The organism is Gordonia effusa NBRC 100432, from assembly GCF_000241305.1.
GTDB lineage: Bacteria > Actinomycetota > Actinomycetes > Mycobacteriales > Mycobacteriaceae > Gordonia > Gordonia effusa.
Map to the genome: position 1 here is coordinate 1 of NZ_BAEH01000106.1, position 23989 is coordinate 23989.

Annotated in this window: 25 protein-coding genes; 9 read left to right on the forward strand and 16 right to left on the reverse strand. The window is 58.0% G+C overall.

Features of this window, described 5'->3' with window-relative positions; translation table 11 throughout:
* Positions 1–1204: flavin-containing monooxygenase (locus tag GOEFS_RS18330; RefSeq protein ID WP_007319440.1), on the forward strand; the 1204-nt coding region annotated here is incomplete at its 5' end.
* 126 nt (positions 1205–1330) lie between these two features.
* Here the strand turns inward: GOEFS_RS18330 and GOEFS_RS18335 are convergent.
* The 6 genes from GOEFS_RS18335 to GOEFS_RS18360 all read right to left on the reverse strand — a co-directional run bounded on the left by GOEFS_RS18335 (position 1331) and on the right by GOEFS_RS18360 (position 6332).
* Complete coding sequence (locus GOEFS_RS18335) at positions 1331–2557, reverse strand: lipase family protein (protein WP_007319441.1); 1227 nt, start codon at positions 2555–2557, stop codon at positions 1331–1333.
* A 60-nt stretch (positions 2558–2617) separates the two neighbouring features.
* Positions 2618–2827, reverse strand: coding sequence for a DUF3263 domain-containing protein (locus tag GOEFS_RS18340; RefSeq protein ID WP_040525513.1), 210 nt, complete (start codon positions 2825–2827; stop codon positions 2618–2620).
* A 288-nt stretch (positions 2828–3115) separates the two neighbouring features.
* Entirely contained in the window at positions 3116–4465 is a 1350-nt protein-coding gene (locus GOEFS_RS18345) for an ABC1 kinase family protein (RefSeq protein WP_007319443.1), read from the reverse strand.
* 53 nt (positions 4466–4518) lie between these two features.
* A complete protein-coding gene (locus GOEFS_RS18350; protein ID WP_007319444.1) occupies positions 4519–5175 on the reverse strand; it encodes an MOSC domain-containing protein in 657 nt (218 codons plus the stop codon).
* Positions 5175–5660 (reverse strand): SRPBCC family protein, encoded by a 486-nt coding sequence (locus GOEFS_RS18355; RefSeq protein ID WP_007319445.1) that lies wholly within the window; start codon positions 5658–5660, stop codon positions 5175–5177. The genes GOEFS_RS18350 and GOEFS_RS18355 overlap by 1 nt, the downstream gene beginning before the upstream one ends.
* A gap of 51 nt (positions 5661–5711) precedes the next feature.
* Positions 5712–6332 carry a TIGR03085 family metal-binding protein gene (locus GOEFS_RS18360; protein WP_007319446.1) on the reverse strand — a complete coding sequence of 207 codons (621 nt, stop codon included), beginning with the start codon at positions 6330–6332 and terminating at the stop codon, positions 5712–5714.
* 258 nt (positions 6333–6590) lie between these two features.
* On the opposite strand from GOEFS_RS18360, the gene GOEFS_RS23850 reads away from it, so the two are divergent.
* Both GOEFS_RS23850 and GOEFS_RS18370 read left to right on the forward strand, forming a co-directional pair.
* Positions 6591–7037 carry a DoxX-related protein gene (locus tag GOEFS_RS23850; protein WP_007319447.1) on the forward strand — a complete coding sequence of 149 codons (447 nt, stop codon included), beginning with the start codon at positions 6591–6593 and terminating at the stop codon, positions 7035–7037.
* Positions 7038–7682, forward strand: a complete 645-nt coding sequence (locus GOEFS_RS18370) for a class I SAM-dependent methyltransferase (RefSeq protein ID WP_007319448.1) — start codon at positions 7038–7040, stop codon at positions 7680–7682.
* 428 nt (positions 7683–8110) lie between these two features.
* On the opposite strand, the gene GOEFS_RS18375 is transcribed toward GOEFS_RS18370, so the two are convergent.
* Positions 8111–8704, reverse strand: a complete 594-nt coding sequence (locus GOEFS_RS18375; RefSeq protein WP_007319449.1) for an SRPBCC family protein — start codon at positions 8702–8704, stop codon at positions 8111–8113.
* Between the two features lie 165 nt (positions 8705–8869).
* Entirely contained in the window at positions 8870–9109 is a 240-nt protein-coding gene (locus tag GOEFS_RS18380; protein ID WP_040525515.1) for a hypothetical protein, read from the reverse strand.
* Between the two features lie 261 nt (positions 9110–9370).
* Between GOEFS_RS18380 and GOEFS_RS18385 the strand changes: the two genes are divergently transcribed.
* The 6 genes from GOEFS_RS18385 to GOEFS_RS18410 all read left to right on the forward strand — a co-directional run bounded on the left by GOEFS_RS18385 (position 9371) and on the right by GOEFS_RS18410 (position 16198).
* Positions 9371–11305 carry a CocE/NonD family hydrolase gene (locus tag GOEFS_RS18385; protein WP_007319450.1) on the forward strand — a complete coding sequence of 645 codons (1935 nt, stop codon included), beginning with the start codon at positions 9371–9373 and terminating at the stop codon, positions 11303–11305.
* Entirely contained in the window at positions 11302–12210 is a 909-nt protein-coding gene (locus tag GOEFS_RS18390; RefSeq protein WP_007319451.1) for an SDR family NAD(P)-dependent oxidoreductase, read from the forward strand. Before GOEFS_RS18385 ends, GOEFS_RS18390 begins: the two co-directional genes overlap by 4 nt.
* Entirely contained in the window at positions 12207–12662 is a 456-nt protein-coding gene (locus GOEFS_RS18395) for a nitroreductase/quinone reductase family protein (protein ID WP_007319452.1), read from the forward strand. Before GOEFS_RS18390 ends, GOEFS_RS18395 begins: the two co-directional genes overlap by 4 nt.
* A gap of 5 nt (positions 12663–12667) precedes the next feature.
* Positions 12668–13627, forward strand: a complete 960-nt coding sequence (locus GOEFS_RS18400; RefSeq protein ID WP_007319453.1) for an SDR family NAD(P)-dependent oxidoreductase — start codon at positions 12668–12670, stop codon at positions 13625–13627.
* A gap of 8 nt (positions 13628–13635) precedes the next feature.
* The gene (locus tag GOEFS_RS18405) at positions 13636–14574 is read left to right on the forward strand and encodes an SDR family NAD(P)-dependent oxidoreductase (protein ID WP_007319454.1); all 939 of its coding nucleotides are present in this window, start codon (positions 13636–13638) and stop codon (positions 14572–14574) included.
* 175 nt (positions 14575–14749) lie between these two features.
* Complete coding sequence (locus GOEFS_RS18410) at positions 14750–16198, forward strand: ABC1 kinase family protein (RefSeq protein ID WP_007319455.1); 1449 nt, start codon at positions 14750–14752, stop codon at positions 16196–16198.
* A gap of 14 nt (positions 16199–16212) precedes the next feature.
* On the opposite strand, the gene GOEFS_RS22630 is transcribed toward GOEFS_RS18410, so the two are convergent.
* The 8 genes from GOEFS_RS22630 to GOEFS_RS18455 form a co-directional block, all read right to left on the reverse strand.
* Entirely contained in the window at positions 16213–16653 is a 441-nt protein-coding gene (locus tag GOEFS_RS22630) for a helix-turn-helix domain-containing protein (RefSeq protein WP_007319456.1), read from the reverse strand.
* Positions 16654–16756: 103 nt separating this feature from the next.
* On the reverse strand, positions 16757–17617 hold the full coding sequence (locus GOEFS_RS18425; protein WP_138918059.1) for an Rv1363c family protein: 861 nt from the start codon (positions 17615–17617) through the stop codon (positions 16757–16759).
* A 105-nt stretch (positions 17618–17722) separates the two neighbouring features.
* Positions 17723–18673 (reverse strand): MlaD family protein, encoded by a 951-nt coding sequence (locus GOEFS_RS18430; protein WP_007319458.1) that lies wholly within the window; start codon positions 18671–18673, stop codon positions 17723–17725.
* Complete coding sequence (locus GOEFS_RS18435) at positions 18670–19803, reverse strand: MlaD family protein (RefSeq protein ID WP_040525516.1); 1134 nt, start codon at positions 19801–19803, stop codon at positions 18670–18672. Before GOEFS_RS18435 ends, GOEFS_RS18430 begins: the two co-directional genes overlap by 4 nt.
* A complete protein-coding gene (locus GOEFS_RS22635; RefSeq protein WP_007319460.1) occupies positions 19800–20933 on the reverse strand; it encodes an MlaD family protein in 1134 nt (377 codons plus the stop codon). Before GOEFS_RS22635 ends, GOEFS_RS18435 begins: the two co-directional genes overlap by 4 nt.
* Positions 20934–20943: 10 nt before the next feature.
* Positions 20944–21942, reverse strand: coding sequence for an MlaD family protein (locus tag GOEFS_RS22640; RefSeq protein WP_007319461.1), 999 nt, complete (start codon positions 21940–21942; stop codon positions 20944–20946).
* Complete coding sequence (locus GOEFS_RS18450; RefSeq protein ID WP_007319462.1) at positions 21939–22943, reverse strand: MCE family protein; 1005 nt, start codon at positions 22941–22943, stop codon at positions 21939–21941. Before GOEFS_RS18450 ends, GOEFS_RS22640 begins: the two co-directional genes overlap by 4 nt.
* A complete protein-coding gene (locus GOEFS_RS18455) occupies positions 22940–23986 on the reverse strand; it encodes an MlaD family protein (protein ID WP_007319463.1) in 1047 nt (348 codons plus the stop codon). Before GOEFS_RS18455 ends, GOEFS_RS18450 begins: the two co-directional genes overlap by 4 nt.
* Positions 23987–23989 lie beyond the last annotated feature (3 nt).

Below are 23989 nucleotides of genomic sequence, written 5' to 3' on the forward strand. Positions count from 1 at the left end.
CAAGACCGTCACCGCTCGATTCGTCATCGGCGCCGTCGGCGGTATCGAGATCCCGCGGCTACCCGACGTCCCCGACATCGAGTCGTTCGAGGGCAAGTTCATGCACTCGTCGCAGTGGGACCATGACTACAAGCTGGAAGGCAAGAAGGTCGCGGTTATCGGCACCGGCGCCTCGGCGCTGCAGCTGATTCCAGAAGTCGCCAAGATGGCCGGGCACCTGACCGTGTTCCAGCGTCGTGGTATCTGGGCCGCGCCCAAGCCAGACTGGAAGGTCGGGCCATTCACCCAGTTCGTACTCAACCGGATCTTCCTGCGCAGGGTCATTCGGTTCGTCGCCGGAGGTGTCATCTCCATCGGCGTCGGCGGCGGCGTGCAGCTGGCCCAGCCATGGATGCTCCGGTTCGCGACGGCCGTCGTGAAGCCCGTGCAGACTGCGTGGATCTGGGCAAATGTCGGCTTCGACCTTGACCTGGCGAAGCAGCTGACCCCCAATTACCCGCTTGGCTGCAAGCGGCCTTCGGTGTCGAACAAATACTTCCCGACCTTCAAACGGCCCAACGTCAAGTTGGTGACCGAACCGCTCACCCGAGGTGACAAGAAGGGCCTGGTCAGCGGCGAGAACAACCTGCACGAGTTCGATGCGATCATCTGCGCGACCGGATTCCAGGTCGCCGAAGCGGATTCGTTCGCACCATTCCGCGTGGTCGGTGCCAACGGGATTGTTCTACACGAATTCTGGAAGGAGAACCGCCTGCAGGCATACCAGGGCGTGTCGATGCCGAACTTCCCGAACGCCTTCCTCACCACTGGTCCGTACGGATACGCTCCGAGTAGTTACCACTCCTACATCGAAGCTGCCTGCGCCCACATCGTGCGCGCGATCGGTGAGGCGAACAAGCGTGAGTCGACTCGCGTCGAGATCCGCCAGGAAATACACGACGAGTACTGGCACCGCTGCACCGCCAAGGTCGAGAAGACCGGTTACAAGTCGGTGTGCCAGTCGTCGAATACCTTCTACATCAACAGCCAGGGTGACTCGGCGCTGGTGCGCCCAGAAGGCCAGTTCACGATGTGGTGGGAGAACCGCTTCTACGATAAGAATGTCTACACCTATCAGAAGCAGCCTGCCGCCGTCGAAGCTCCGAAGCAGCCGGCGAAGAAGGCGCAGCCGAAGAAGAAGGAAGCGGTGAGTAGCGGAGCGTAGTCCGCCGCTAACACCCCGCAGCAATAACTGCGATGCGGGAGTCCTCTCCTGGACTCCCGCATCGCATTTGTTTATTGGGGTCTCTTTAGCGACCACGTTGTTCGGTGATCGCAAAGCCGGTTCAGGCTACCTCAAGATATCCGCTAGAAATTTCTCTACGTCTGGAAGTGCCGCGTACATTGCCCCAGAGTGGTCACGCAGCGGATAAATATGTATTTGAACCGGCTGTCGACGCAACTTTAGCCGAAGATACAAGGCGAGTACCAGTGTAATCGGAACATCGACGTCAAGTAACCCATGGCCCAAGAATATCGGCCGGTCGTAGCCCTTTACCGGAACACTCATATATTCGGCGAGCGCCTTCCGAATACCAGGGATCGACAATACTGGCGCAGCGAAGATCTTACACAATCGCTGTCCGCGAATACGCTTTCGCATTGCCGGATAACACAGTTTCTGCGCCTGTTCGACAATATGATGGCCGTGCGGTGAAAGAATCTTCTCAACCTGTAAATCCGGACGCGATTCGATGAATGCGGCCAGCAGGAAACATGCATACGCACTGAACTGAGTCGGCAGCGGTATCGGTGGCAATGCCGGTCCGCCGAGCAGCATGAAGTATTCCGAATAGGCCGGTGTACCGGTAGCGACGACGCCGCGATACTCCAGACCCGATCCACTACATAATTCTGTCGCAAGTCGCGCACTATTCAATGCCGCGGCAGCGCCCTGAGACTGGCCCACGATGGCCCACCGTTTCGCGACCCGCACATCATCGGCCTCTTCGGCGAGCCCATGCAGCGCCTTCACCGAATCAACGATTGAATGCGCGGTCACTCGTCCATTCAGATAGCTCAACATACCCGGTGTCCCAAGGCCGACATAGTCGGTGGCTACGACGGCGTAGCCACAACTCAGCCAATGGGATAGATAATCGGAATCTCGTTGCAAACGCGGTTGGGCCGACGGCGTACAGAAGTCGGCCAGCCCGACGGTACCGTGCGCCCAGGCCAGGACCGGCCAGCCGTCGTGCGGTGCCGCGCCGTCGGGCAAAAACACCGCGCCGGTACTGGTGGCTACCTGCCCGTGCTGATTCATCGTCGAGTAATGAATGCGATAAGCCGACCCGGTCCCGTCGATCCACAATGCCGAGGCCAGCGGCACATAGCCAATGAGAGCGCCGGTATCAGCTGGTAGCGACCCCGCGTAGTCGCGGACATCCATTCCTGACCATTCGGGCGGTCCGGCCGGCGAGACCACCAGGCGCACCGTATTGGTGATCGTCTGTCTCAGTGCCGAAATGGCACTAGCCTCCGCACCCGCGACCGCGCGCGACATCCCCTGCTCAGACATCACAGTTCCCCCTTGACCGGACATTCCTGGACGACATGATGCGCGACGTCGACGAGGCGACTACTTCTGACGCAAACGCCGAATGGCGACGGCTTCGATTGCCGATGCGATAGCTGGATCAAGCCTTCTCATGGTCAACGCTTCGCGAAGCCGGCGGAAGTATTCATGCTCACTTATCCCGAATTGGATAAGTATATCTTCGTTACTTCCGCCGCCGTAAGGAAACCATCGTCGGGCGAAGTCGATGAGTTCGTCAGCATAGTCGGTCATCGCTGATCCCGACTCGAATATCCGCCCGGTACGAGATTCTTCACATAGCGCCCCGCACCACCGATGGATTTATCCGTCAATCCGTATAACGCCACACCAAGCTGCATGCCTGAGATGCACACGACTCCTAAGACAAGCGCCAGGGCAGTAAGCAAGACGCGGAAGCAGTTCAGTACTCCCAGCGCGCCTCGCAACAGCTGACTGGCTAGTCGAATCACAATATTGCCGGGTCTCGACTGAATGTGGTCAACCATGGTGTTTCATCTCCGTCGGTCGAGCTAACTTTATTTAGCTGCTGGCCACTGCGTAGCCTGACAGCCACCTCTCCAGAAGAGGCCGATACTCCACTGTCACGCCTAGTTGTGCGCATATACCGATTATCCCGGCGCCAACACGGCCGAGCATCGGAAACTGTTCGGTGTCGTTATCCGGCAGAGAGAACGCTAATGCGTTCGACACCGACATGTTTTCAACTTTCATCGCGCGGCCGACATAGTCCTGCAGAAGATCTCGAGACACATGGATACTCCCGGTCTTGAGCTGCTCGATCAATGGACCCCAGATACGTAGCGGAGGGCCATAGTCGATCGGCGCGTTCGGTTTGAGGAACTTTTCACGTCTGAGCACTTCGACAACGCCATCGTAATCCTCATTGAGGCCAAGGCGGACCAGTTCGCCGAAATACTCTGGAAACCCACCGGGTATCTCTATCGAAGCGCCGAAGTCGATGATTCCGAGTCGGCCGTCCGACAGGAGCTGGAAGTTACCCGGGTGCGGATCGCAGTGTACGAGACCGAATCTTTCCGGAGAACTCAGCGCGAACTCAATAAGAAGATTGCCCGCTCGGTTTCGCTCATCTTCAGTACCCGACTGGATCAGCTTGGTGAGCGAGGTACCTTCCATCCACTCGGACACCATCACCCGCGGAGAACTCGCGACCAGCCTCGGTACGAAAAATTTGGGGTCGTTCGGTGTCAGGGCTTTAGCAAATCTGCGTTGATAATCCGATTCGATACGGTAGTCAAGCTCGTCTGCGGTACTGGCGATGAACTCGTCGATCATGCCTTTGAAGTTGTAGCCCGGCAATAGCGCGCTAAAGGCCCCGGAGAACATCTGGAACATCTTTAGATCAGCCATGAGTGACTCTTCGGCGCCAGGGTACTGCACCTTCACCGCGACTTCGCGACCGTCAGACCACACGGCTCTATGCACCTGGCCGATACTCGCCGCGGCAATCGGTTGGTCGTCGAATCGCTCGAACCGCGTGCGCCATTTGCTACCAAGCTGCTGCGTGAGCATACGATGGGTCGACGACACTGACATTGGCGGTGCGCCGGCTTGCAGGCGTGACAACGCATCTCGGTACTGCCCCATAAACCGGTCAGGCACTGCGGCTTCGGCCACGCTAAGCGCCTGGCCAACCTTCATCGCTCCACCCTTGAGCTCGCCGAGGACAGTGAAGACCTGCTCGGCTGCCTCGTTGATCAAGGCATCGTCGAGCTCAAAATCCCCATCCTCGGCGCGCTTGAGTACTTTCGCCCCCAACGAGGTGGCGCGTTGCACCATGATCGCCATCGGAAGCCTCGCGACTTTCGCGGATCGGGTCAGTCCTTTGATTCTGCTGCCAGTGCTGGCCATGTAGATCACCTTCAGTACAAAAGTAGTAGTTGTGGCGCCTAAGTCGAATCGGCTTATCGCCGGCTGCGTTTTAGCCGCTTCTGCGCTTCAGCACGCACCTCGGGCATCAACTCGGGTTCAGCGATCAGCTTTTCCAGGTTCTCGGCAGACGCCGAGTTGCCGAAGAAGTCGCGGATCGTGACCTGATGAGCAGGTCGGTGCACTATCTCGACGGAATCGTCCACCCGAATGGGACCGGGCGTAATAACACGAAGGTACGCTCCTACATCCCCGCGCTGGGCAAAACGGCGCACCCACTTGGCTTCACCTGCCCAGCGGGCGAAAACGATGCACGGTATCCGCGGAAGGGTCACTTCCATTTGCACGCCGCCGGAAAAGTTCCAGCGCTCGCCAATTACAGCGTCGGAAACGGCGATATCGCGAATGCGCAGGTTCTCGCCGAACCAGCCATGACTGAGTTTCCGGCCAAGTTCACCCTCCCAGCGCTCTGCTTCAGAAGATGAATACGCGTAAACGGCGCGCACCAGGCCGCCGTGGTCACGCGTATTGCTGACCTTGTCGCCCTGTAGCCCGAACTCGGTTACGGATACTTCGCCAGTGACTGGTCTCTTATCGATCGATGTTCTACCGAATGGACCGACGATCGGGCGCTCTTCATGGAGGATGCAGACCGCCTCGACGGTCCCCACCATTGCTTGCGCCGCGGTCATTAGCGAGTGCGCCAGAGTCCGAACGTCCAGCCGATCTTGACGACCAGCGAGAAGATCGGTGCGGCGATTGCGTTCACTAGATGCAATTGAACGTTAGGGAAGAACTTGGGCGCGAGTGCAAAGGTGTAGGTGAGCGCGCTTCGCTGCGGCCCCAAGTCTTCGACCTCCAGCTTTTCCGCGATCGCACGGGCGCCGGGAACCGGAACCTCGCCGATGTAGAAGGCGAGTTCCTTGTTCTTCTCGTACCGCGTCACAAACTCGTTGCTGAGCAGGAATGGCCCTAGCGAAAGGCGACGGCGGGCACCCGGACCATTGGGTTCCGAGTTCTGCCACTTTGCCGATATCACGGGCATCCACTCAAACGATTCGACCAGCTCCCACAGCCGTTCGGCTGGCACCGGAAACTCGGCGTGACCGCGAGCAACGATAGGGGCGTTCTGGTAGAAGTCTGACGAAGCGTCGACTTCCTCCGGACGAAAAGGCATGTACGTCCCCTTCCGGGAAGTTACGTGTGTACTGCTGTGTCAGACAGATTATCAGACCGTGCGGGCGAGCGAGTCCAATCGCGCGATATCTCCGACGTCGCCGGTGTAGTCCAATTCGACGTTGTTTCGTCCGAGTGCGTGCAGCAGCAGCTCGGAGGGTTCCCCCTGCAGTCGTACCGTCGAGGAACGGAACGGCTTCGCGATGAATCGCAACCCGCCGCGCACGACCACCACCACTCGCACCGGCGATCGTCGGTAGGTGAACAGGCCAACTGGCAAGAACAGCGATAACCAGCGCTGTTCACCAGCGGTGAGTTGTCGCGGTCGCCACCCCTCCCGCGCGCGTCGGACGTCTTCGTGGTGAACGAACATCTCCATTCCGTTGACCAACGCCTCGGCCCAGCTCATCGGCGACCACCATGGTGCCCCACCGGCCAGTTTCGCGAGCATCACGTCCCAGTCCTGGGTTGCGATTCGGTTCTGCACCTTCCTGGTGCGCCCCGCGAATATCGGCAGGAGGATTCCAGCGGCCGAGTCAGGGCGACGTTCCCGCAGCAGCAGGTGTGCCGCTAAATCGCGCACGGTCCATCCATCGCACATGGTCGGAGCGTCGGGGCCGACCTCCCTCATCGTTGCTACCAACGCAGCGCGTTCTCTACTTGCGAAGCTCATGCCAACCTTCGTCCTCTCATCGAACAGCGGTGGTCTATCTCAGACAGTGAGGGTAATGCACGACAAGCCGTCCCTCTGGAAATCCGCCGATCATCACACACGGAAACTATTTCAGATAACTTCGCCATTTGAAAGCCTGTCTCAGTCAGTGCGTGCTACTGTCGGTTCACCGGCGCGGCGAGGAAGACCTAGCCCTTTTAGGCCGGGCCCCTGGTCCCTATCGACCTGGACGAATGCGAAACGAGGTGGGCAAACCCTATGGGTAAGCGTAAACGGAGGCGGCAGGCTGCGAGCCAGTCCCTCATTGCCGGTAAGACTCCGAAACATCCAGTGGTCATCCACAGCTATCCGCCCGACAGCCTAAAGGCCAGGTTGTTTGGTCTGGGTCTTGCGAGCACGGGAGCGGCGCATTTCACCGCACCCAAAGCGTTCGACCCGCTGACTGCCAAGGCATTTCCTGTGAAGACCCGACGCTGGACGTATCGAAACGGTCTGACCGAATTGGCACTAGGGCTGGCCATCACCTCGCGTCACACTCGTCCGTTAGGAACCGTGGGCCTTGCCGCTTACACGGCATTTCTCGCCGGCAGGCATAACAAGGCGGCCAACACGCCGCCAACGCCTCCTGCCGTCGAGGTTTCGACGACAGCGCCTGAGACAACATTCAACGAGATTGATCAGGAACAGACGGGGGTCGCGACTTAAGTGACTACTACACAACAGCGTGGATTCAACGGGCTCATCACCCGGTTCTTCGACGTAGCCGCAATGGCATACGACTTCGGAGCACTGCAACGAGTCATGTATAAACCGCCACACGACGACGTACTGGCTCAGCTTCGTAAGCACGGGGTTGGCAGCGTCGCCGACATTGGCTGCGGCACGGGTATCTTCACCACTCGTATCCAGCAGGAACTCGGACTCGACAGCGTGTACGGCATCGATGCCTCGCGAGGCATGCTCGCCCGAGGCCGTGCGCGCACCGACAAGGTCGACTGGCGCGAAGGCCCAGCCGAAGCGCTACCTCTGCCAGATGCCTCGGTCGACGCGGTGATCACCACTACCGCGTTCCACTTCTTCGACCAGCCCAAGGCTCTCGCCGAATACAACCGAGTCCTCAAGCCCAACGGCATAATCGCGATCTCCGCGATCAACCCGAAGGGACTGTTGGCTAAGCCCATGCAAATGGTTACGCTGCTGCCGATAATTCCAGCGCATGCCGCTTCACCAGCACAGATGCGCGACATGATCACAGCCAAAGGCTTCGATATTGTCGAGCAGCGGTCGATCAAACGTCCGCTCTACAGCCGCCTCGTGCCCGATGTCTTGACTGTCGCCAGACTTCGGTAAGCACCAGGCAACAAAGAAATGAGGGGAAAGACCGCCACGGTCTTTCCCCTCATTTTGTATTGCGCCATATCGGTCAAAAGATGGCCGACCTACCTGTCGATAGAAGGGCGTCGGGCCTGTCGGTAGATACGGTAATGGGGAGAAGGACCTACCTGTCCTTCTCCCCATTACCGTGCTGAGCGGGCGACTACCCTCTCCGCAAAGTGCGTACACCCCTCGACGGACGCACTACAGCTACCCCACGACCCTCTTCCATTCGGCCAGTGATCATATGCAGGTTTCGCAATCCCACCGCTATTGAGTTCGGCCGACGTGGAAGGTCGCTTAACACTTCCAACGCATGCAGAACCCAAGCTGACTCACACAGACTTACCGGCCTTATCGACGACCTGGAGGTCGGGCGCTGCTCGCATTGGACCGTCACGACGTCACACCCTTGTCTCGAGACCGCGGATTCCGGCCTTCATAAACGGCCGGATAAACGGAGCCGCCAACTTCAGCGGAAGTATCCCGCCGAACTTCGGCTGAGCGGCAATAGTCCAAGTCACGGTCGTCCCCGAACCTGTCGGCGTCAGTACATACTCCTCGGCGAAGGATTTGATGACGATCGGTACCGAGGTCCGAGTGCCCTGAACCGTCAGGCGCTGGTTCTCATCCCACCGAGTGACTTCTTCGGCTGCCGCGACCAGTTTGCCGTCGAAGAGCCGGGCCGCGCCCACTCCGCGCGAATCACTCGTGTACCGGATCCCGTCGATCAACGGGATCCAAGAGAACACCCCATTGCTGTTGAGAGCGGCCCACACCTTATCTGGTGTGTGATTGAAGGTTCGTTCGGACGATACGACGAATGACGCCTTGGTCGCGAAGAAATCGTCGACTTCTGAAGCTGGCACCGGCTTGAGTAAGCTGCCACCGCCGTTCAGTACTTGCTTCGCCCATTTTCTCAATAGGTAAAGTGCGAGAAGGCCGGCCAGACCGCCCAGAACGACTACAACAACACCGACGATGATTAAAGCCGTCATCACCTGTACCCCTTTTCTTGATCTTAAATCGAATGCCCGGCCGAGCAATCGCGTTATGGTTGTCATCTTGACCTCCAGGTATATAGCGAGCCGCGTCTACCGCATGGGTCGCCTAGCGGCTGTGAATAGGGCTCGGCGGATACGGCACACATATGGTTGAGAGTTCTACGCATCCACGAACTCCGATTGGGAACTTGCGTCATTGAGGGGCGGGTCCGACGATCTGCCACCACCGCCCGGAATACTCGAATATCGGTAGTTATCGAGAAGGTAAAAACGGCTAAGAACTGCTCCGGCGCGCATGATCACGACGTCAAGCTGCGGCTTTCCGGGGAGCGAACCTACTGCACGCGGAGACCACGCCTGCCCGGTACTCACCGAGGCATTGTTGGTCGCCGTTGCCATCGCGTCTCCCTTGCATTCGGCGGTCTGAGCTTGCGGTTCCGTACGACTCGATCGACTGACCTGTGCGTCGCGCGGTATCCGTTTCCTGGCTGTCAAGGCGCGCTTCCCGGTGCGGAAAGCGCGCCATCACCGATGAAGTTACACCGTCTGGGACAGTGACGGAAGTCTGGACTATCGGCGCCGCAGTGACCTATGCTGTCTGAGACAGTATGCCTTGGACTCGACCCCGGTCGGAGTCCCGAAGGAGAGGAGCCGACCGAAATGACCCAACCGGAGTCACCACCGGCCGATACGCAAGCAAATGTCTCGCCGACCACGCGGTTCGACATCGGTCCGCGGCAGTACCCGCACCGGCACGTGGACCGCGGAGCGGCGATCCGTCTCAGCGACGGAACCGTACTATCCGCCGACATCACCCGACCGGCAACCGCGCGCGGCAAGCCAGTAGAAGGCCCTCTTCCCACGGTCGTGACATTCACCCCGTACAACAAGATGGCCATCTCACGAGGCGCCCCGCTGTTCGATCTCGCCGACCGAGTAGGTCCGCTGGTCAGCCGCGTTATCGGGCCTACCACCACCGGTCGCGCGGGGCCACGCGAGTTGATCAGAGCGCTCGGCGGCGGCGGTACCGACGTATTGCGGGCGAGCCAAACCCTGGTCTCGCGCGGCTACGCCTACGTCATGATCGACGTGCGTGGCACCGGATCGTCGACGGGCATCATGGAGATGTTCAGCGAGCGCGAGCAGCAGGACTCGATCGAGGCGCTTGAGTGGGTTCGCAATCAGCCGTGGTGTAACGGTGACCTCGCGCTATCCGGAATCTCCTACAGCGCGATCGTTGCGCTGCAAGCCGCTGGCAACCAGCCGGAGGGATTGAAGGCGGTGTTTGCGGTTGAGGGGTCCGCAGACGTCGCCAAGGATTGGATCCAGACCGGCGGCGCGCAATCGGTGTTCACTATCGGCTGGCTCGCGGTCGTCAACTTCGCGAAGTGGGCACCGTCGATCCCCGCTCTGTTGCGAGCCGGAGTCGCCAGCAAGTTCATCGGGGATCGGTTCCGCAGTCCGTTGACGATGCTCGGCACCATCCTGGGCATGGCGGTGAAAGAAGATCACATCGAGAGCTTCTACAACGCCGACGCGGAGAAGCGGCCACCGAAGATCGAGGACATCAAAGCCGCCACCTGGATTCACGGCGGTTGGCACGACATCTTCGCACGATCGAACACCGAGATGTTCGAGCGGCTCAGCCTCGCTAAGGGCCAAAAGCAGCTGGTCATCGACGATGCGTACCACCTGAACCCAGGTGCGGGCTTCGGTACCGACGATCATCCGCAGCGGCTCAACGAGCTTCAGTGCGCATTCTTCGATCGCTGGCTTCAGCACCAGGAGAACGGCATCGATTCGTACGGTCCGGTCACACTTCGCGAGCTCGGCACCGGAGATTGGCTGACCCAGTCGGCATTCCCACACCCACAGGCGCAAGTCGAACGTTGGTATCTCTCCGGGGAGTCCAGCGGCGCAGCTCGCCACGCTGCCATCGACGGATCGCTCGGACCTGCGAAGACACCCGGAGCAGTTCAGTTCGAGCTTCCCCGGCGAGGAATCAGCTTCTTTTCCTACGCGACGAACGTGACCGCGATGGGTGCGCTCTCGATGCTGGGTTCGGGGTGGTTCTCCGATAACCGCTCCTCCGAAGCCAGCTCGGTGTCGTTCACCAGCAAACCGCTGACCAGCGACCTCCAGCTGTCCGGCTATCTCAATTTGCATCTGCGTGTCTTGGCACATGGCACCGAAGCATTCTGGGCAGTCACCGTGTGTGACGTCGCGCCCGACGGCAGCTCGGCAGTGGTCACCGCCGGTGCCCTGCGCTCGACGCGACGTGCGGTCGACGAGATCGCGAGCCTGCGTGTCAACGGCCAGCTGGTCCGACCCGAACACCCGCTTACCGAGCTGTCGCTGCTGCCGGTGATTCCGGACGAACCCCACGATCTGGATATCGAACTCAATGCCACGGCCGCGTTCTTACCCGCCGGCCATCGGTTGCGGGTAGCGGTCACCCGTACCAGCTGGCCGCGCCACCTGCTCGGCCCCAAGGTGAACAAGTACATCAAGGGCCAGGCGATCGTGCTCGATCCAGAACATCCAAGCTGGCTCAGCTTCCACGCTGTCCCAGAAACCGGAGAGAAGGTCTCGTGAAGACAGCGATAGTTACCGGTGCCGCATCGGGCATCGGCATGGGTTATGCGACCGTCCTGGCCGAGCGTGGCTTCTACGTCCTCGTCACCGACATCGATCAGATCGGTGCCGAAAGAGTAGCCGCGGAACTCAACGGCCGTGGCGGGTCACTCGTGGAAGCGCGCAAACTCGACGTCACCGACGCCGCCGCGGTCGCCAAGGTGGTCAACGACGTCAAACGTGAGCACGGCCGACTCGACATGATCTTCAACAACGCGGGCATCGGAATCGGTGGTCCGACCGAAGAACTCGAGGTCGCGCACTGGCAAAAGGCTGGCGACGTGATGATCATGGGCGTCGCCTACGGCGTGGACGCCGCGTATCGAATCATGGTCGAGCAGGGCTTTGGTCATATCGTCAACACCGCGTCGATGGCCGGCATGGTGCCGCTGGCATTCATGGCGCCGTACAACATGGCGAAACACGCCGTCGTCGGCATGAGCCTTTCGCTTCGTGGTGAAGCAGCCGCACACGGCGTCAAAGTCACCTGTGTATGCCCTATTGCGGTGAACACCAATATCGTCCGGAACCTCAACTCCGGACTTGGCGAAACCGACGAGATAAACATCGCGCGCAAGGGATACGACCTGGTTGAGCCTCTCTCCAAGTTCGTTCCCGAGTTCATCATCGCAAGTCCGGTCGGCCACGCCCGCGCGGTCCTCAAGGGCTGCGATCGAAACCGGGCGCTCGTGATTAAGCCGTGGTTCGGCCGGCAAGCGTGGTGGATGCAACGAGCATTCCCCCTCCTCACGGTGCGGGTTAGTTCGATTTACACGCGGCTCGCGATTCTTTTACGCAAACCCGCGGTCAACCTTGGGAAAGCGGTACTTCGCGTCCCAGACCAAGAAAAGGAGATCGCTCAGTGAGCGTAATTTCGACAGTATGGGACAACGGTCATCGAATTGGAGCTCAGCTCCTTAATATCGTTACCGGTCCACTATTCCGGTTTGGCCAAAAGATCGGGTACACCACCACATTGCATGTCAAGTGGGTTGAGTTATACACAATCGGCCGTAAGACCGGACTTCGCCGGAAATCGATCATGCCGAGCGTTTTGCACACTAACGACCGGTTTGTGCTCGTACCTACCTATGGCGGCCACACGAAGTCGCCGGGCTGGGTGCACAACATCAAGGCGAAGCCCGAGATCGAGGTGGCCATGGACGGGAAAATCGTTCCGATGCGCGGCCACATCGCTACCGATCAAGAGCGCGAAGAAATCTGGACCAAATTAGTAATCCGCAGCCTGGGCATCTATGCCGTACTCCAGGCAATTACCAATCGCCACGTGCAACTAGTCATCCTGGAAAGGATCTAACTCTCATGACAAGCAAAATTCGAAACCCCCGGTTTGTAATAATTACCGGCGCGGGCAGCGGGATCGGGCGGGCAACCGCGCTACGGTTCGGCAAAGCAGGGTCCGAGGTTCTCTGTACCGACATCAATGCGGAAACCTCTGCCGAGACCGCCGCGATGATCATCGCCGCCGGCGGAAAGGCCAGATCAGAACGTCTGGACGTCACCGACGACGACGCGTGGCAAGCTCTAGCGAAGCGGCTTCGTGATGAGGGTCAACTCATTGAATTACTCGTCAACAACGCTGGTGTTGGCGTGGTGGGCGCTTTCTTGGCGCACTCGAAAGATGACTGGGATCGCCAGATCAACGTCAACCTCAACGGTGTCGTGAACGGCTGCCGGGCGGTCGCCCCCTTGATGGTGGAGGCCCGGCACGGCCATATCGTCAACATCGCATCAGTCGCCGCCTACACACCTTTCGGCATGATGCCGTCGTACTGCGTCTCCAAGGCATCGGTTCGCATGTTCAGCGAATGCCTGCGTCTGGAACTCGCGCCGCATAACGTCGGCGTGAGCGCGATCTGCCCGGGCGCTGTTGCGACAAATATCGTTAAGAACTCCGAGTTCCACGGCGACGTCGGCATCGAAGATATGGACCATAAGAAGGAAGTTGCTGGCGAAGTCGCTGTCAAGTACGGCCAGATCTTCCGCTCGCCGAACCGCATTGCGTGGGCCATTGAGCGTGCCGCACGACGCAACCAGGCTGTTGTGCCGGTCCGTCCCGAAGCTTGGTTGGGCTATCTCGCGCACCGCGCCTCGCCGACGCTGATGCGCATAGTTATCGGCCAAGCAACACCAGCACGTCTGAAGTTCGCCGGCAATCTTGCCGATCGTCTCGTCCTCCGCAAGGCGACGGAAATATTAGGTCCCATCTTCGCTCCCGAGGCCTTTGCCGAAGAGCCGACCCCAGCCAAGTCAGGAAAGTAGGTCTACCCATGTTCGGAAAAGGTATTAGTAATCCCCGGCTCGTACTTATCACCGGAGCCGGCAGCGGTATCGGCCGTGCGACTTCGCTGCGATTCGCGAAGAAGGGCGCGACGATTCTGTCGACCGATATCAACGTCGAATCAGCCGAAGAAACCGTCAAGCTGATCGAGGCGAAAGGCGGCCGAGCCTTCTCATACAAGCTCGATGTCACCGACAACGACGCGTGGCAGGCACTGGCCAAGCAGGTCGAATCGGAACACGGCACCCCCGATGTCATCGTGAACAACGCTGGCATGGGTATCGGCGGCGGATTCCTTGAGCACACCAAGGAAGACTGGGATTTCCAGATGGCGGTCAACCTCGACGGCGTTGTCAACGGATGTCGTGCATTCGCCCCGTTGATGGTGGAGAAGAAGCACGGACAGATCGTCAACATCTCCTCCGGTCTCGCATTCATCCCGTTCGCTCTGACGCCTTCGTACTGCGTCTCGAAGACCGCGGTACGTATGTTCAGTGAATGCCTCCGCCAGGAGCTTGCGCCGCACAAGGTCGGCGTCACGGCGATCTGTCCGGGAGTTGCGGCCACCAAGCTGCTCACCTCGGGCAAGGTCGTCTCGAAAACCGGATTTGACGAAGACGTCCAAGATCGGGCGCAGGCCGTCGTCGGCCGGTTCGTCGAAAAGATTGGCCCCTATTTCGCATCCCCCGACTACATCGCGCGTGGGATCGTGCGAGCCACCAAGTACAACGGCGGCGTCATCCCAGTTCGCCCTGAGTCGTGGCTCGGCTACTGGATCAGCCGGATCGCGCCTGGCGCCGTTCGACTGGTCTCTGGTCAGTTGACCCCCAGCCGCGCGAACGCGGTCGCCGGTGTTGGCCACAAGATTGCCGGGGACGCCGTCGTCGACCGGGTCCTCAACGTGGCCGAGACGGTCACCGGGTCGTAGCACTCGATCGCACCACAGCAATCACAACTGAATACGAGGCTCCCCAGGTCCGTTCGGACTTGGGGAGCCTTTCATTCCCAGCCTGGTCAACCGTCCCAGAAGGTTAGTTCAAAACACCAAATCACTGCATACCGCCTGGTACCGTGTTCTAACTGGATATAGCCAAAGGAGTCCAATGTCCACTCAGCAACGTGACGGTGGCCGGGTACTGCGCGTGTTGCGTGACTTCAACCCCAACGATGGTGCCCCGCGACGGACCGCCAAAGTTGCGAAGATTCCTGCGGCATTCGCTGGTCGTCGTGCGGTTGGCGTCGTTAAACGGGCCTCCGGGCAGTCTGCCGACGACGTTCAGCGCGAGATTCACGAGCGCACGGCTCAGCACATTTTCGAAGTGCTCGGTTCGCTCCGAGGCGTCGCGGCAAAGGTCGGGCAGATCCTCTCATTGTTCGATCGCGTGTTGCCACCCGAACTGTCTGAGGCGTACGGCAGTGCCCTCGCACAACTTCAAGAAGGGGCGCCGACGATGCTGCCGGGCCTCGTAGACGAAATGCTTCGGACACACCTCGGACCGAACTGGCACGACAAATTCCTCGAATTCGACATGGCCCATCCCAAAGCGGCGTCGATCGGCCAAGTCCATAAGGCTGTTTGGCATGACGGCCGCCAAGTCGCGGTGAAGATCCAGTACCCCGGCGCCCAGCGTGCGATCGAGGCCGATCTGGCACAGCTGCGGCTTCTCTCGTTCGCGGTGGGCGCAATGATGCCGGGACTCGAAATGAGAGCCGTCGTCGACGAAATTTGTGACCGTATTTCCGAAGAACTCGATTACGCCCACGAAGCCCAGAATCAAAGACTCTTCGCGACTGTATATGCTGACGACCCGGACGTTCTGATACCGCAAGTTGTCGAGCAAGCCGGCGATGTACTGATAACTGAGTGGATCGGAGGCACTTCGTTATCGTCAATTATCGAGCGCGGTGCCACGCAGAATGAACGCAATCGGATCGGTATGCAAATCATCCGCTTTAATATGTGGAGCCAGCATCGCTGCGGAATTCTCTACGGCGACGCCCACCCCGGCAACTATCGGATCCAACCCGATGGTCGGCTAGGTGTCGTGGACTTCGGCGCTTGTGCACCACTCCCCGAGAACTTCACCGCGATGACAGTTGATGCGATGGATGCGCTGCTCAACGGCGACATCGGAGACCTCGGTGCGATGATTCATCGTTGGGGGTTTCTCACCGAAGGCCGTGAACTTGACCTCTCCGCTCTTAGTCAGGTGCTACAGCCGTACTTGGAGCCGATGGTCGATCCAGATTTCGCGGTTGATCAAGCGTGGGTCCAGCAACGCCTCATCGAGGCGATCGATCCCAAGTTATCTAATGTATTTCGACAGACAACCTTCTCTCCGGACTTAATCGCTGGCGCGCGCATGGCACTGGGAACCATCGGGCTGCTTATAAAACTCGACCCGGTGATCCACGCACCCGACCTGGCCATCGAATGGATACCTGAACTCGGACCGGTTGTCGCCCGCGCCAGAGCGCGGCGTCGACGCGAAACCTCGCCGGTCCGTGAACACTTGACCGTGCTCGCCGGTGGCGGGCAATTAACGCAGTAGCACGGACCAGACGGTCAAGCACTAATTCGTGCCGGGCGGTTGTGCTCGTGAAGTATCTGAATGAGGCTAACCACTACATTTCGCTGAGCTAGCGGAAGGTCGGCGATCGCCGACGCCAACCGGTAGCACTCGACATTGTGGACAACTCGTGCCCTGCTAACTCGTTCGGCTGGCGATATATCGGCATGCTGCATTTGGAAGCGCACGGTGAAATAGGCAATATCGACGTCGAATGCGTCGGCGAGCGCGCTGACCGCCTTGAGGCTCGGCTCATTCGCGATGCCGTTTCGGAGCTGAGACAGATAAGACTCTTTGACGGCCCGCCGGTTGGGAGCTATTCGCCGGGCTATCTCGGTGGCAGTCACCGGAGAACCGTCGTAGCGAAACGTATTGTCGAATAGTTCAGCAAGTAGACATGCGAACGTCGGATGAGATCGAAGCGTCGAACTAGACATATCTGTACTCCCCGGGATCTCGACCAACGGATGAACTGCGCAAATATGCGCGCCGCGCGCGGAGGGGGTCCGAGCCGCCCGAAGCGACTTGGACCCCCAACCGTCACGGTGTGGGCGCGGGAGCCGGAGTAGTTGCCGCCGGCGCCCCTGGCACAGGAATACCGGTGTTGTTCTCCGGGCTCTGTACGGTTTGGTCAGCGGCTTGATTCATTCCAAAGACCTTCCAGACACCCTTGTCTTGCATAAGGTCGACGTACATCGCCGTGGCAACCGGTGTCTCCTTGGTCAGCTTTATCGACTGAACTTTCTGATCAACCAGCGCGAGTACCCGGATCGTCGTGTCTGTCTGCGACGAAATCGCGGCCTGACTAATCTTGCCGGTTATCTTCAGTTGGGAAGCCTTGATAACTTCGCCGATACCGCTCTGCACCGGCTGGTACGAATCACGGAACGCCCCGGTTGAACGCTCGGTCATCTGCTTGAACCACGGATCAAGATTCGTGTAGTCGATATTATTGGCCGTGAAAAGAAAATCTTTCGCGGCGGCCAACGCGGCGGACCGATTCTGTTCCGTTTGGCGTTGCGCCGCGACTGTTCCCTCCAGATCGCTATTCCGATCGGATTCCTGCCAGTACAGGTAGCCGAGGACAGACACGGCAACCAAGAACGCCACACCGAGCGCTACGAGTCCCAGGAAGGGGACGCGCACACCCTGTTCGGCCCACCGCGATGCCCGGGAATCGCCGTCAGACTTTCCGCGACCACGTCCCGATCGACCGACAGGACGAGCGGACTTCGCACTCTGTTTCGTCGATCCGACGGACTCGTCTTCGTCCTCGTCGGCGGCCGAGCCACCGTTCGCCTTCTTTGCAGAATCGGTTTCCACTTCTTCAGTCGGTCTCTCCTTGGCGACCGCGGACTCCTTCGCCCCGCTGTCGCCATCACCAACTGTCCCACTAGTCACATCGGACGCATCCGTAGGAGTAGGCGATACGACCTCGCTGTCATCGACTGCTTCAGGCGTATTTCCTGTACCCATTTTTCTCACCCTTCTTTCGAATGCCCACAATTACCGCGGGATGTTTATTAGTAGGCGCATACCCTTCCCGTTCGGAAATGCAGCCAGCATTGCGTCCATCGCCTTGTTTACATCAATCTTGATGGTGTGGATGGGATCTAGAAGAATTGGCTGAATGATATCCAGAATTGGAGCTACGTCCGCAACGAGCAGCTCAATATAGCCAATAATCCGGTGGACCATATCGTGGTAGGGAATAATTTTCACACCACGACTCGAGTCAACAATCTGGATGGCATCATCAATGATTCCGGGAATCTCCGGAAGAAACATCGCAGCGAGCCGCTGAGCGGCCTCTTTCGCCAGCTCTGGTCCACGATCCGACTCAGTCGTGGCACCTGCGATCAGAGAGAGTGCGCGGCCCACAAGTTCTTTGTTCTGCCGAACGGTGGTCGCGAAAAGGCTCGCGGCCCGAACCATACGTGCGATATTGGGCTGAACTCCCGCGACCGAATCCGAGGCACCCTTCAAGATGTTGTTTATATCCTCTGGATATACCTGGTCGAACATGTCGTTCAGACCGTTAAGGGCACCGGTAATAGTTATCGGTCGGGTCACTCGATTGGCCGCAATCTTGGCACCGTCTGAATAGAATGGACCTTTAGTCGTGCGTGGACCGAAGTTGATATATTGCTCGCCCACAGCTGACAAGTTGGCGACAGATATTTCCGAGTCGAGTGGAATCTGATAAGCCGCATCCACTTCGAGCTCGGCAATCACATTGCCCGAGCCCTCCTTTAGCGAGGTAACCTTGCCGATCTGCAGACCGTTAATAGTCACCGGCGACGTCTCCATGAGACCACCCGAGTTCGGTAGTTCCACAGTAAGGTTGAATGACCTTTGCGTCGGCCGATACTCAAACACACCAAGTGTTAAATAGACAACACCGCATAGCGCTAGTGTCACCATCGCGATCGACGACAGCAGTATTTTACTTCTCATCTGACAAACCCCAACATCTTCAGGACTGGAAGAAGTCGATTGCGGAATGCTTGGTCGTTAGCTGCCACGATCTTCGCGTCGCGCTTCGGATCTCCGGTTAGAGCACTTTTTGGCGTTTCAGGCCGAATATCGGTAATGATCACGTTGGGGCGACCTTGTCCGGACAAAAATGGAACAATCTTGTTCTGCAAGACTGCCGCCACGGCCGACATAGTTCGCGGAATCTCATCCGGCGCGAGCATAATCGACTGAATTACCGGGGTCCACACGCCAAGGAACGTGGTAATCACAGCGTTGCGGGACGGCCCTGCTTGGGTACCCCACTTCGCAATATCCCGAATACCCTCCACCAAATACATAACACTCGGAAATACGCTTTGAACTACCTTCAGCAAGACTGGAGCTCGCTGGAAGAGCAACTGCCACACGTCATCCGCTCTTCCAGCATCAGCAATCAGCGCCTCTGCGCGGTTCAGAATATGGCTCAGCTTGTCATTGGACTCGGCGACACGGTGAAGTGCCACGGTGCCATTGACAATAAACTTCTTGAATTCACCAGCGTCCGCCGGAACCGCGCTGTTTACGTTCGTCAGGAAGCTCTGAATGAACGGGATCGAGCCACCGTTGACCCAGCCGACGACGGTCATCACATAATCTTCAACGGCATCAGCCGGCTTCGACTGCGCTAGTGGAATGGTATCTCCATCGTGCAGTAATCGCCCAGAACTCTTGGTCGGAATGGTCAGGCCAATGAAGGTGTCACCAAAGACCGTGTGCTGACGCACGTCAACCGTGGTTTCCACCGGGAGTTCCACATTATTCTTGATGTTCAGAATAGCCGTGGCCCGGTAATAGGCTTGATGATCCGGCTCCGCGTTAGGGATATGCGCATTCGGCACAGCTCGAACATCCACGGAGTTCACCATCCCGACCGTTGCACCGTTCAGCTCGACGCGTGTGCGCAGTGGCAGGTTCAGAACACTTTCGAACTCGACCTTGATCTCGTACGTGTCGCCATCGATACGCGCGCCCGGCAACGGCAAATCGAGAGGTCGAATGGAACAGCCGACCAGTGCGCATCCCGCTAACACAAGCGCAACGCACATATTCACAACTCGCCGCGCGGTCATCCTTCCGTCCCCACCGCAGCAAGAACCAGCTGGACGATCCCGAGATCCATCTTGTCTCCTGACTTAAAGTCGCGCATACAGGTCGGAACGTTCAGGCGAAGAGGCTCCAGTCCGCAAATATGCGTAACTAGCTCTGGATCGACCCGGAACTTGGGTGGGCGATACTGAAGTCTTCCGGACTTGATATCCGTATCGAACATCTTCAGCAGGTTCTGAGCGGCTGGAGGGATCTGCTTGAGGATGTCCACTACACGAGGAACGTCCGACAGAACTCCATGAAGAATCGGCCACGCCCAGTCAACTAGCCTAATTAGCGTGGGACCATACTTATACGCAAGATTAGCGATCGGCGATATCCAGTGCGAAATATCGTTGATAATACCGATGACATCGGGTGTAACTCGTCTGGCGATATTCAGACCGTCGGTCAGAGCCGAAACAGCAAATGAAATTGCGTTGCTTCCGTTATCCAATCCCTTACTGATTTGTCCCACATTATCGAGCACCTGCCGCAGGACGAAGTTTGCCGCCGATGCGGTATCGCCGAGAATTCCGGAGATATTTCGAATTGCCCCATTTAGGTTCTTGGAACTACCTTTGATTTGCGTCGCCAGCACAAAGAGCGCGCGACTTACTTCGTCAGGGGCAGCGTCTTGATCAGAGGAATCAGGCGCTTTTCCGGTAATATCATTCGAAAGCTTGGTAATCGCTCTCATTGACTCGGTGAATCCGACCGGAGTTTTAGTGCGCTCGATAGGAATACACTTGCTGGTGTCAAATGTTGAGCCGCCGGTATATGCCGGAGTCAATTCTACGTGACGATCAGTGACAATCGAACTCGTGATTGTCACCGCACCGAGCTCGGCTGGCAAAGTGGCGTCACGGTCGACCGTCATCTCCACCTTTACGTGGTTGTCTACCGTTTCAATACGCTCCACATTGCCAACGTGGATACCCAGCATCGTAACCTTGTTGCCGGGGTACAGCCCGACGGCATCGCGAAATATTCCGCAGACCGATACCGGCCCGTGTTTGCTGTCGTAGTATTGCTTTCCCGATACCCCGACCGCAACAACCATTGCAACCGTCACGATACCTACAATCGTGGCCAGAAGTCTCTTCTGTGTCATATCAAGCCCCTTAACAACCCGGCCGACCAGTGGGACACAACGGCGTACCAGTGATAGTCGTGTTGGAGTCGTCCACGGTGAAGTACGGATTCTCACTGTTACCGGCGAACCACCTCAACAATGGCTCGAGTTCTTTTGAAACAAAGTCCAGCTCTTTCTTATGTTTCAAGAGCTCTACGACGGACTTATCTATCATGTCGAAGCCTTGAAAGAGCGGTTCTTCAATAAGCTGGTCGTAGAGGTGAATGGGAACCGTGATCGCGTCGAACAGCCGCCGAACCTGTGACACGACGACGACAATTCCTTCGCGCCTCTGCGCCACTTCTCGATAAACCTCAAGTATCTGATCGCCGGCCGCGCGAATACGTTCCATTTTGCCCATTACTACATCGAGATACGTTGTACTCACTCGCAACGCGCGCGCGAGTTGTTGCTTTCGCTGGTACACGATGGCCGAAAGTTTATTGACCTGACCCAGCAGAATATTGAAGTCGTTCGGCCTATTTTCGAACGCGCCGGCCAGTTTAGATATCGACTTACGCAGCTTGGACGCATCCAGTTTCATCAATGCTGGTGTAGCGACTTCCAGCGCGGATGACAGGTCGTAAGGGGTGCTTGTGTACTCGCGAGGGATCAACTTCCCGTCTGCCGTCCCTTTGCCCGCCGGTTTGACATCGAAATAGCGGCCGCCGATCGGCGTCAGCAGCTTGATGACCACGTGAGTTTCTTCGCCCAGCCGAACTTTCCCGTCTACTGAGAACTCGATTTCAACGTGATCGCGGACAAGTTTGATCCCACGGACACTGCCGACAGGAATTCCGGCGATTCTGACTTCGTCACCCACCCGGGCATCGCCCGAAGAGTTGAACTCGGCTCGGTAGACCTTCTCACCAAACGGAATGACTGCCGTACCGGCTGCTACCAGCAGTGCGACGATGGTCACCAGTAGGGCGACGATACCCACCCGCAGTTCGAAGCGGTTTTGTGCCTGCGCTGCTCTCGATTTCATTGGCACGCCTTCATCCGCTCGGTCCCAATGAGGATGGTCATAGGTATCGGGAGTTGGGTGAGGCAGTTCAATTTCTTCCCGGCATCTGGTGTAAGGAATAGCCCGCTAATCGTTTTCACAACGAGTGGAATTGCCGCCAGGCTTTGCCGCACGATCGTCACTGCCACGGCTGGGACATAACGGTTGTACAACCGTTCAAATCCCGCGAAGTTGTCGTAGTAGATTGCCAGAACTCCGTCAAGCCAAGGCATCAGGAGCTTCAGGCCGGGAACACCGTTGTCAACGAGATCTCTGAGCAAATCCAGTCTGCCGTGGACGGTCTTGACGAGGTCTAGCGCCTGTCCAAGCAACTTATCAATGAGTGGCGCCTTGCCGTCGAACTTGGCGACTATCGCATCCATATTGTCTGCGATTGCGTTAACGAGCGGGATCTGATTGCCTGCGACTCCGATGATCGTGTTGAGATCGTCCATTACCGGCCCCAGTCCCCGGCCGTCTCCGGACATGACGAGAAGTAGATTCTCCAGGAACTTGTCGACAGTGCCGCTCGATATAGTGTCGAAAATCGGACGCACGGCATCGAACAGCTCCGAGATGTCGAACGATGACTGTGTGCGCTCGATCGGTATCACCGATCCAGGTTGTAAGACGGATCCCGGCCGGTCCTTCTGCAGCAGGGCAAGGTAACGCTGGCCCACGAGGGACTGGAAGAGTACAGCGGCTTGCGTGTTGTCGTAGACCGTCTGGTCATCGCGAACGCTGAACGAAACTTTCGCGACCGTACCGTCTAGGACGATATCGGTAACCTTACCCACCTGAACTCCGGCCATCCGGACATCTGCACCTTTGGTAAGCCCCGACACATCACCGATCATCGCGGTGAATCCGGACACCTTTCCCTTGACCGGAGTCTGCAATGCGGTCCAGAGCAACGCACCCATTAATAAGATGACGACACCAGCGATTCCCAGTTTAAGAATTGAGCCTCTAAGTGAATTCATCGCGAACCCCCAATCGCTGCCGGATCGCCGGCAAGATAGGGCATACTGGCCAAAATCACTTGAAGCTTCATCGAGACTGTGCCATTCGAGTTCTTAACAAAGGTCTTGTCGATCCGATCAATCAGTTTCGGCACTCCTCGATAGAATCCATTTGCACCTCTGAACGCGATTCCGACAGGCTCGCCGATACTGATGATGGCATCAATAATCTTCGTGACGTTGTCTCCGCCTCGGCGGAAGATCGACCCGGCATCACCGATGATCATGCCGATGAACTTAACCACCGCATCGATATTGTCCGGCTGGTTCAGCAGATGATTGATCTTAGGTGCGAGCGTTCGGTAGCCTCCCAAGGCTTCGGCGAGAAGCCGCGCCCCCTCCGTCACCATGCCGTCGGCCATATCGATAATGGGTCGGGGGTCTTGCTCTATCAGCGTCTTGTTCCCGACCTTGGTCTGCCCGAGTTCAATCGCGGTACGGATGATATTCGCTATTCCGGCACTGCCGCCTTCGAACATGAATGTGTCCGCCAGCGTCCCAGCGTTGTCAGTCTTGACTCTGCCAAGTGTCGTCGTAATCTTGCGAAAGATGGACGTCACAGTGACGGTCTTACTGTCGGCCGGCAGCGTGATGGTTCCGTTCTCGGCGAGTTGGGGCCCGGGGGCACCTCGATAGAACAATTCGACCGACGACATACCCAGTGTATTCGACGAAACGAACCGTGCCTGGATATTGGTTGCGATGTTCTTGGACGCATACGGCTCGATACCGATGACCAGCCGCTGGCTTGTCGCGCCTTTCGTTTCGACTTCCACTACCTGACCGATCTTTAGACCATTCATTTTGACATCGGAGCCCGCCACGATGCCCTCACCCAACTGCTGCGCTTCAACCGTGAACTCGAAGCGAGGGGTGAAATTTCCGCGGGCATAGGAAGAAAAGGCCACGGCTATTATCGCCAGGACAGCGACGCCGACAAGTCCGACAACGTACATCTGACGCGTACTGATACCCCGCCCCGATGGATCTTCATACTGACTCATACC

What these genes read in the sequence shown, in the direction of transcription:
- GOEFS_RS18350 (WP_007319444.1), bottom strand. Translation starts at nt 5,175, where the DNA reads ATGACCGCGGCGCAAGCAATGGTGGGGACCGTCGAGGCGGTCTGCATC.
- GOEFS_RS22640 (WP_007319461.1), bottom strand. Translation starts at nt 21,942, where the DNA reads ATGAAATCGAGAGCAGCGCAGGCACAAAACCGCTTCGAACTGCGGGTG.
- GOEFS_RS18360 (WP_007319446.1), bottom strand. Translation starts at nt 6,332, where the DNA reads ATGAGCTTCGCAAGTAGAGAACGCGCTGCGTTGGTAGCAACGATGAGG.
- GOEFS_RS23850 (WP_007319447.1), top strand. Translation starts at nt 6,591, where the DNA reads ATGGGTAAGCGTAAACGGAGGCGGCAGGCTGCGAGCCAGTCCCTCATT.
- GOEFS_RS18405 (WP_007319454.1), top strand. Translation starts at nt 13,636, where the DNA reads ATGTTCGGAAAAGGTATTAGTAATCCCCGGCTCGTACTTATCACCGGA.
- GOEFS_RS18335 (WP_007319441.1), bottom strand. Translation starts at nt 2,557, where the DNA reads ATGTCTGAGCAGGGGATGTCGCGCGCGGTCGCGGGTGCGGAGGCTAGT.
- GOEFS_RS18340 (WP_040525513.1), bottom strand. Translation starts at nt 2,827, where the DNA reads ATGACCGACTATGCTGACGAACTCATCGACTTCGCCCGACGATGGTTT.
- GOEFS_RS22630 (WP_007319456.1), bottom strand. Translation starts at nt 16,653, where the DNA reads ATGTCTAGTTCGACGCTTCGATCTCATCCGACGTTCGCATGTCTACTT.
- GOEFS_RS18430 (WP_007319458.1), bottom strand. Translation starts at nt 18,673, where the DNA reads ATGAGAAGTAAAATACTGCTGTCGTCGATCGCGATGGTGACACTAGCG.
- GOEFS_RS18345 (WP_007319443.1), bottom strand. Translation starts at nt 4,465, where the DNA reads ATGGCCAGCACTGGCAGCAGAATCAAAGGACTGACCCGATCCGCGAAA.
- GOEFS_RS18435 (WP_040525516.1), bottom strand. Translation starts at nt 19,803, where the DNA reads ATGACCGCGCGGCGAGTTGTGAATATGTGCGTTGCGCTTGTGTTAGCG.
- GOEFS_RS22635 (WP_007319460.1), bottom strand. Translation starts at nt 20,933, where the DNA reads ATGACACAGAAGAGACTTCTGGCCACGATTGTAGGTATCGTGACGGTT.
- GOEFS_RS18410 (WP_007319455.1), top strand. Translation starts at nt 14,750, where the DNA reads ATGTCCACTCAGCAACGTGACGGTGGCCGGGTACTGCGCGTGTTGCGT.
- GOEFS_RS18385 (WP_007319450.1), top strand. Translation starts at nt 9,371, where the DNA reads ATGACCCAACCGGAGTCACCACCGGCCGATACGCAAGCAAATGTCTCG.
- GOEFS_RS18355 (WP_007319445.1), bottom strand. Translation starts at nt 5,660, where the DNA reads ATGCCTTTTCGTCCGGAGGAAGTCGACGCTTCGTCAGACTTCTACCAG.
- GOEFS_RS18380 (WP_040525515.1), bottom strand. Translation starts at nt 9,109, where the DNA reads ATGGCAACGGCGACCAACAATGCCTCGGTGAGTACCGGGCAGGCGTGG.
- GOEFS_RS18375 (WP_007319449.1), bottom strand. Translation starts at nt 8,704, where the DNA reads ATGACGGCTTTAATCATCGTCGGTGTTGTTGTAGTCGTTCTGGGCGGT.
- GOEFS_RS18450 (WP_007319462.1), bottom strand. Translation starts at nt 22,943, where the DNA reads ATGAATTCACTTAGAGGCTCAATTCTTAAACTGGGAATCGCTGGTGTC.
- GOEFS_RS18400 (WP_007319453.1), top strand. Translation starts at nt 12,668, where the DNA reads ATGACAAGCAAAATTCGAAACCCCCGGTTTGTAATAATTACCGGCGCG.
- GOEFS_RS18455 (WP_007319463.1), bottom strand. Translation starts at nt 23,986, where the DNA reads ATGAGTCAGTATGAAGATCCATCGGGGCGGGGTATCAGTACGCGTCAG.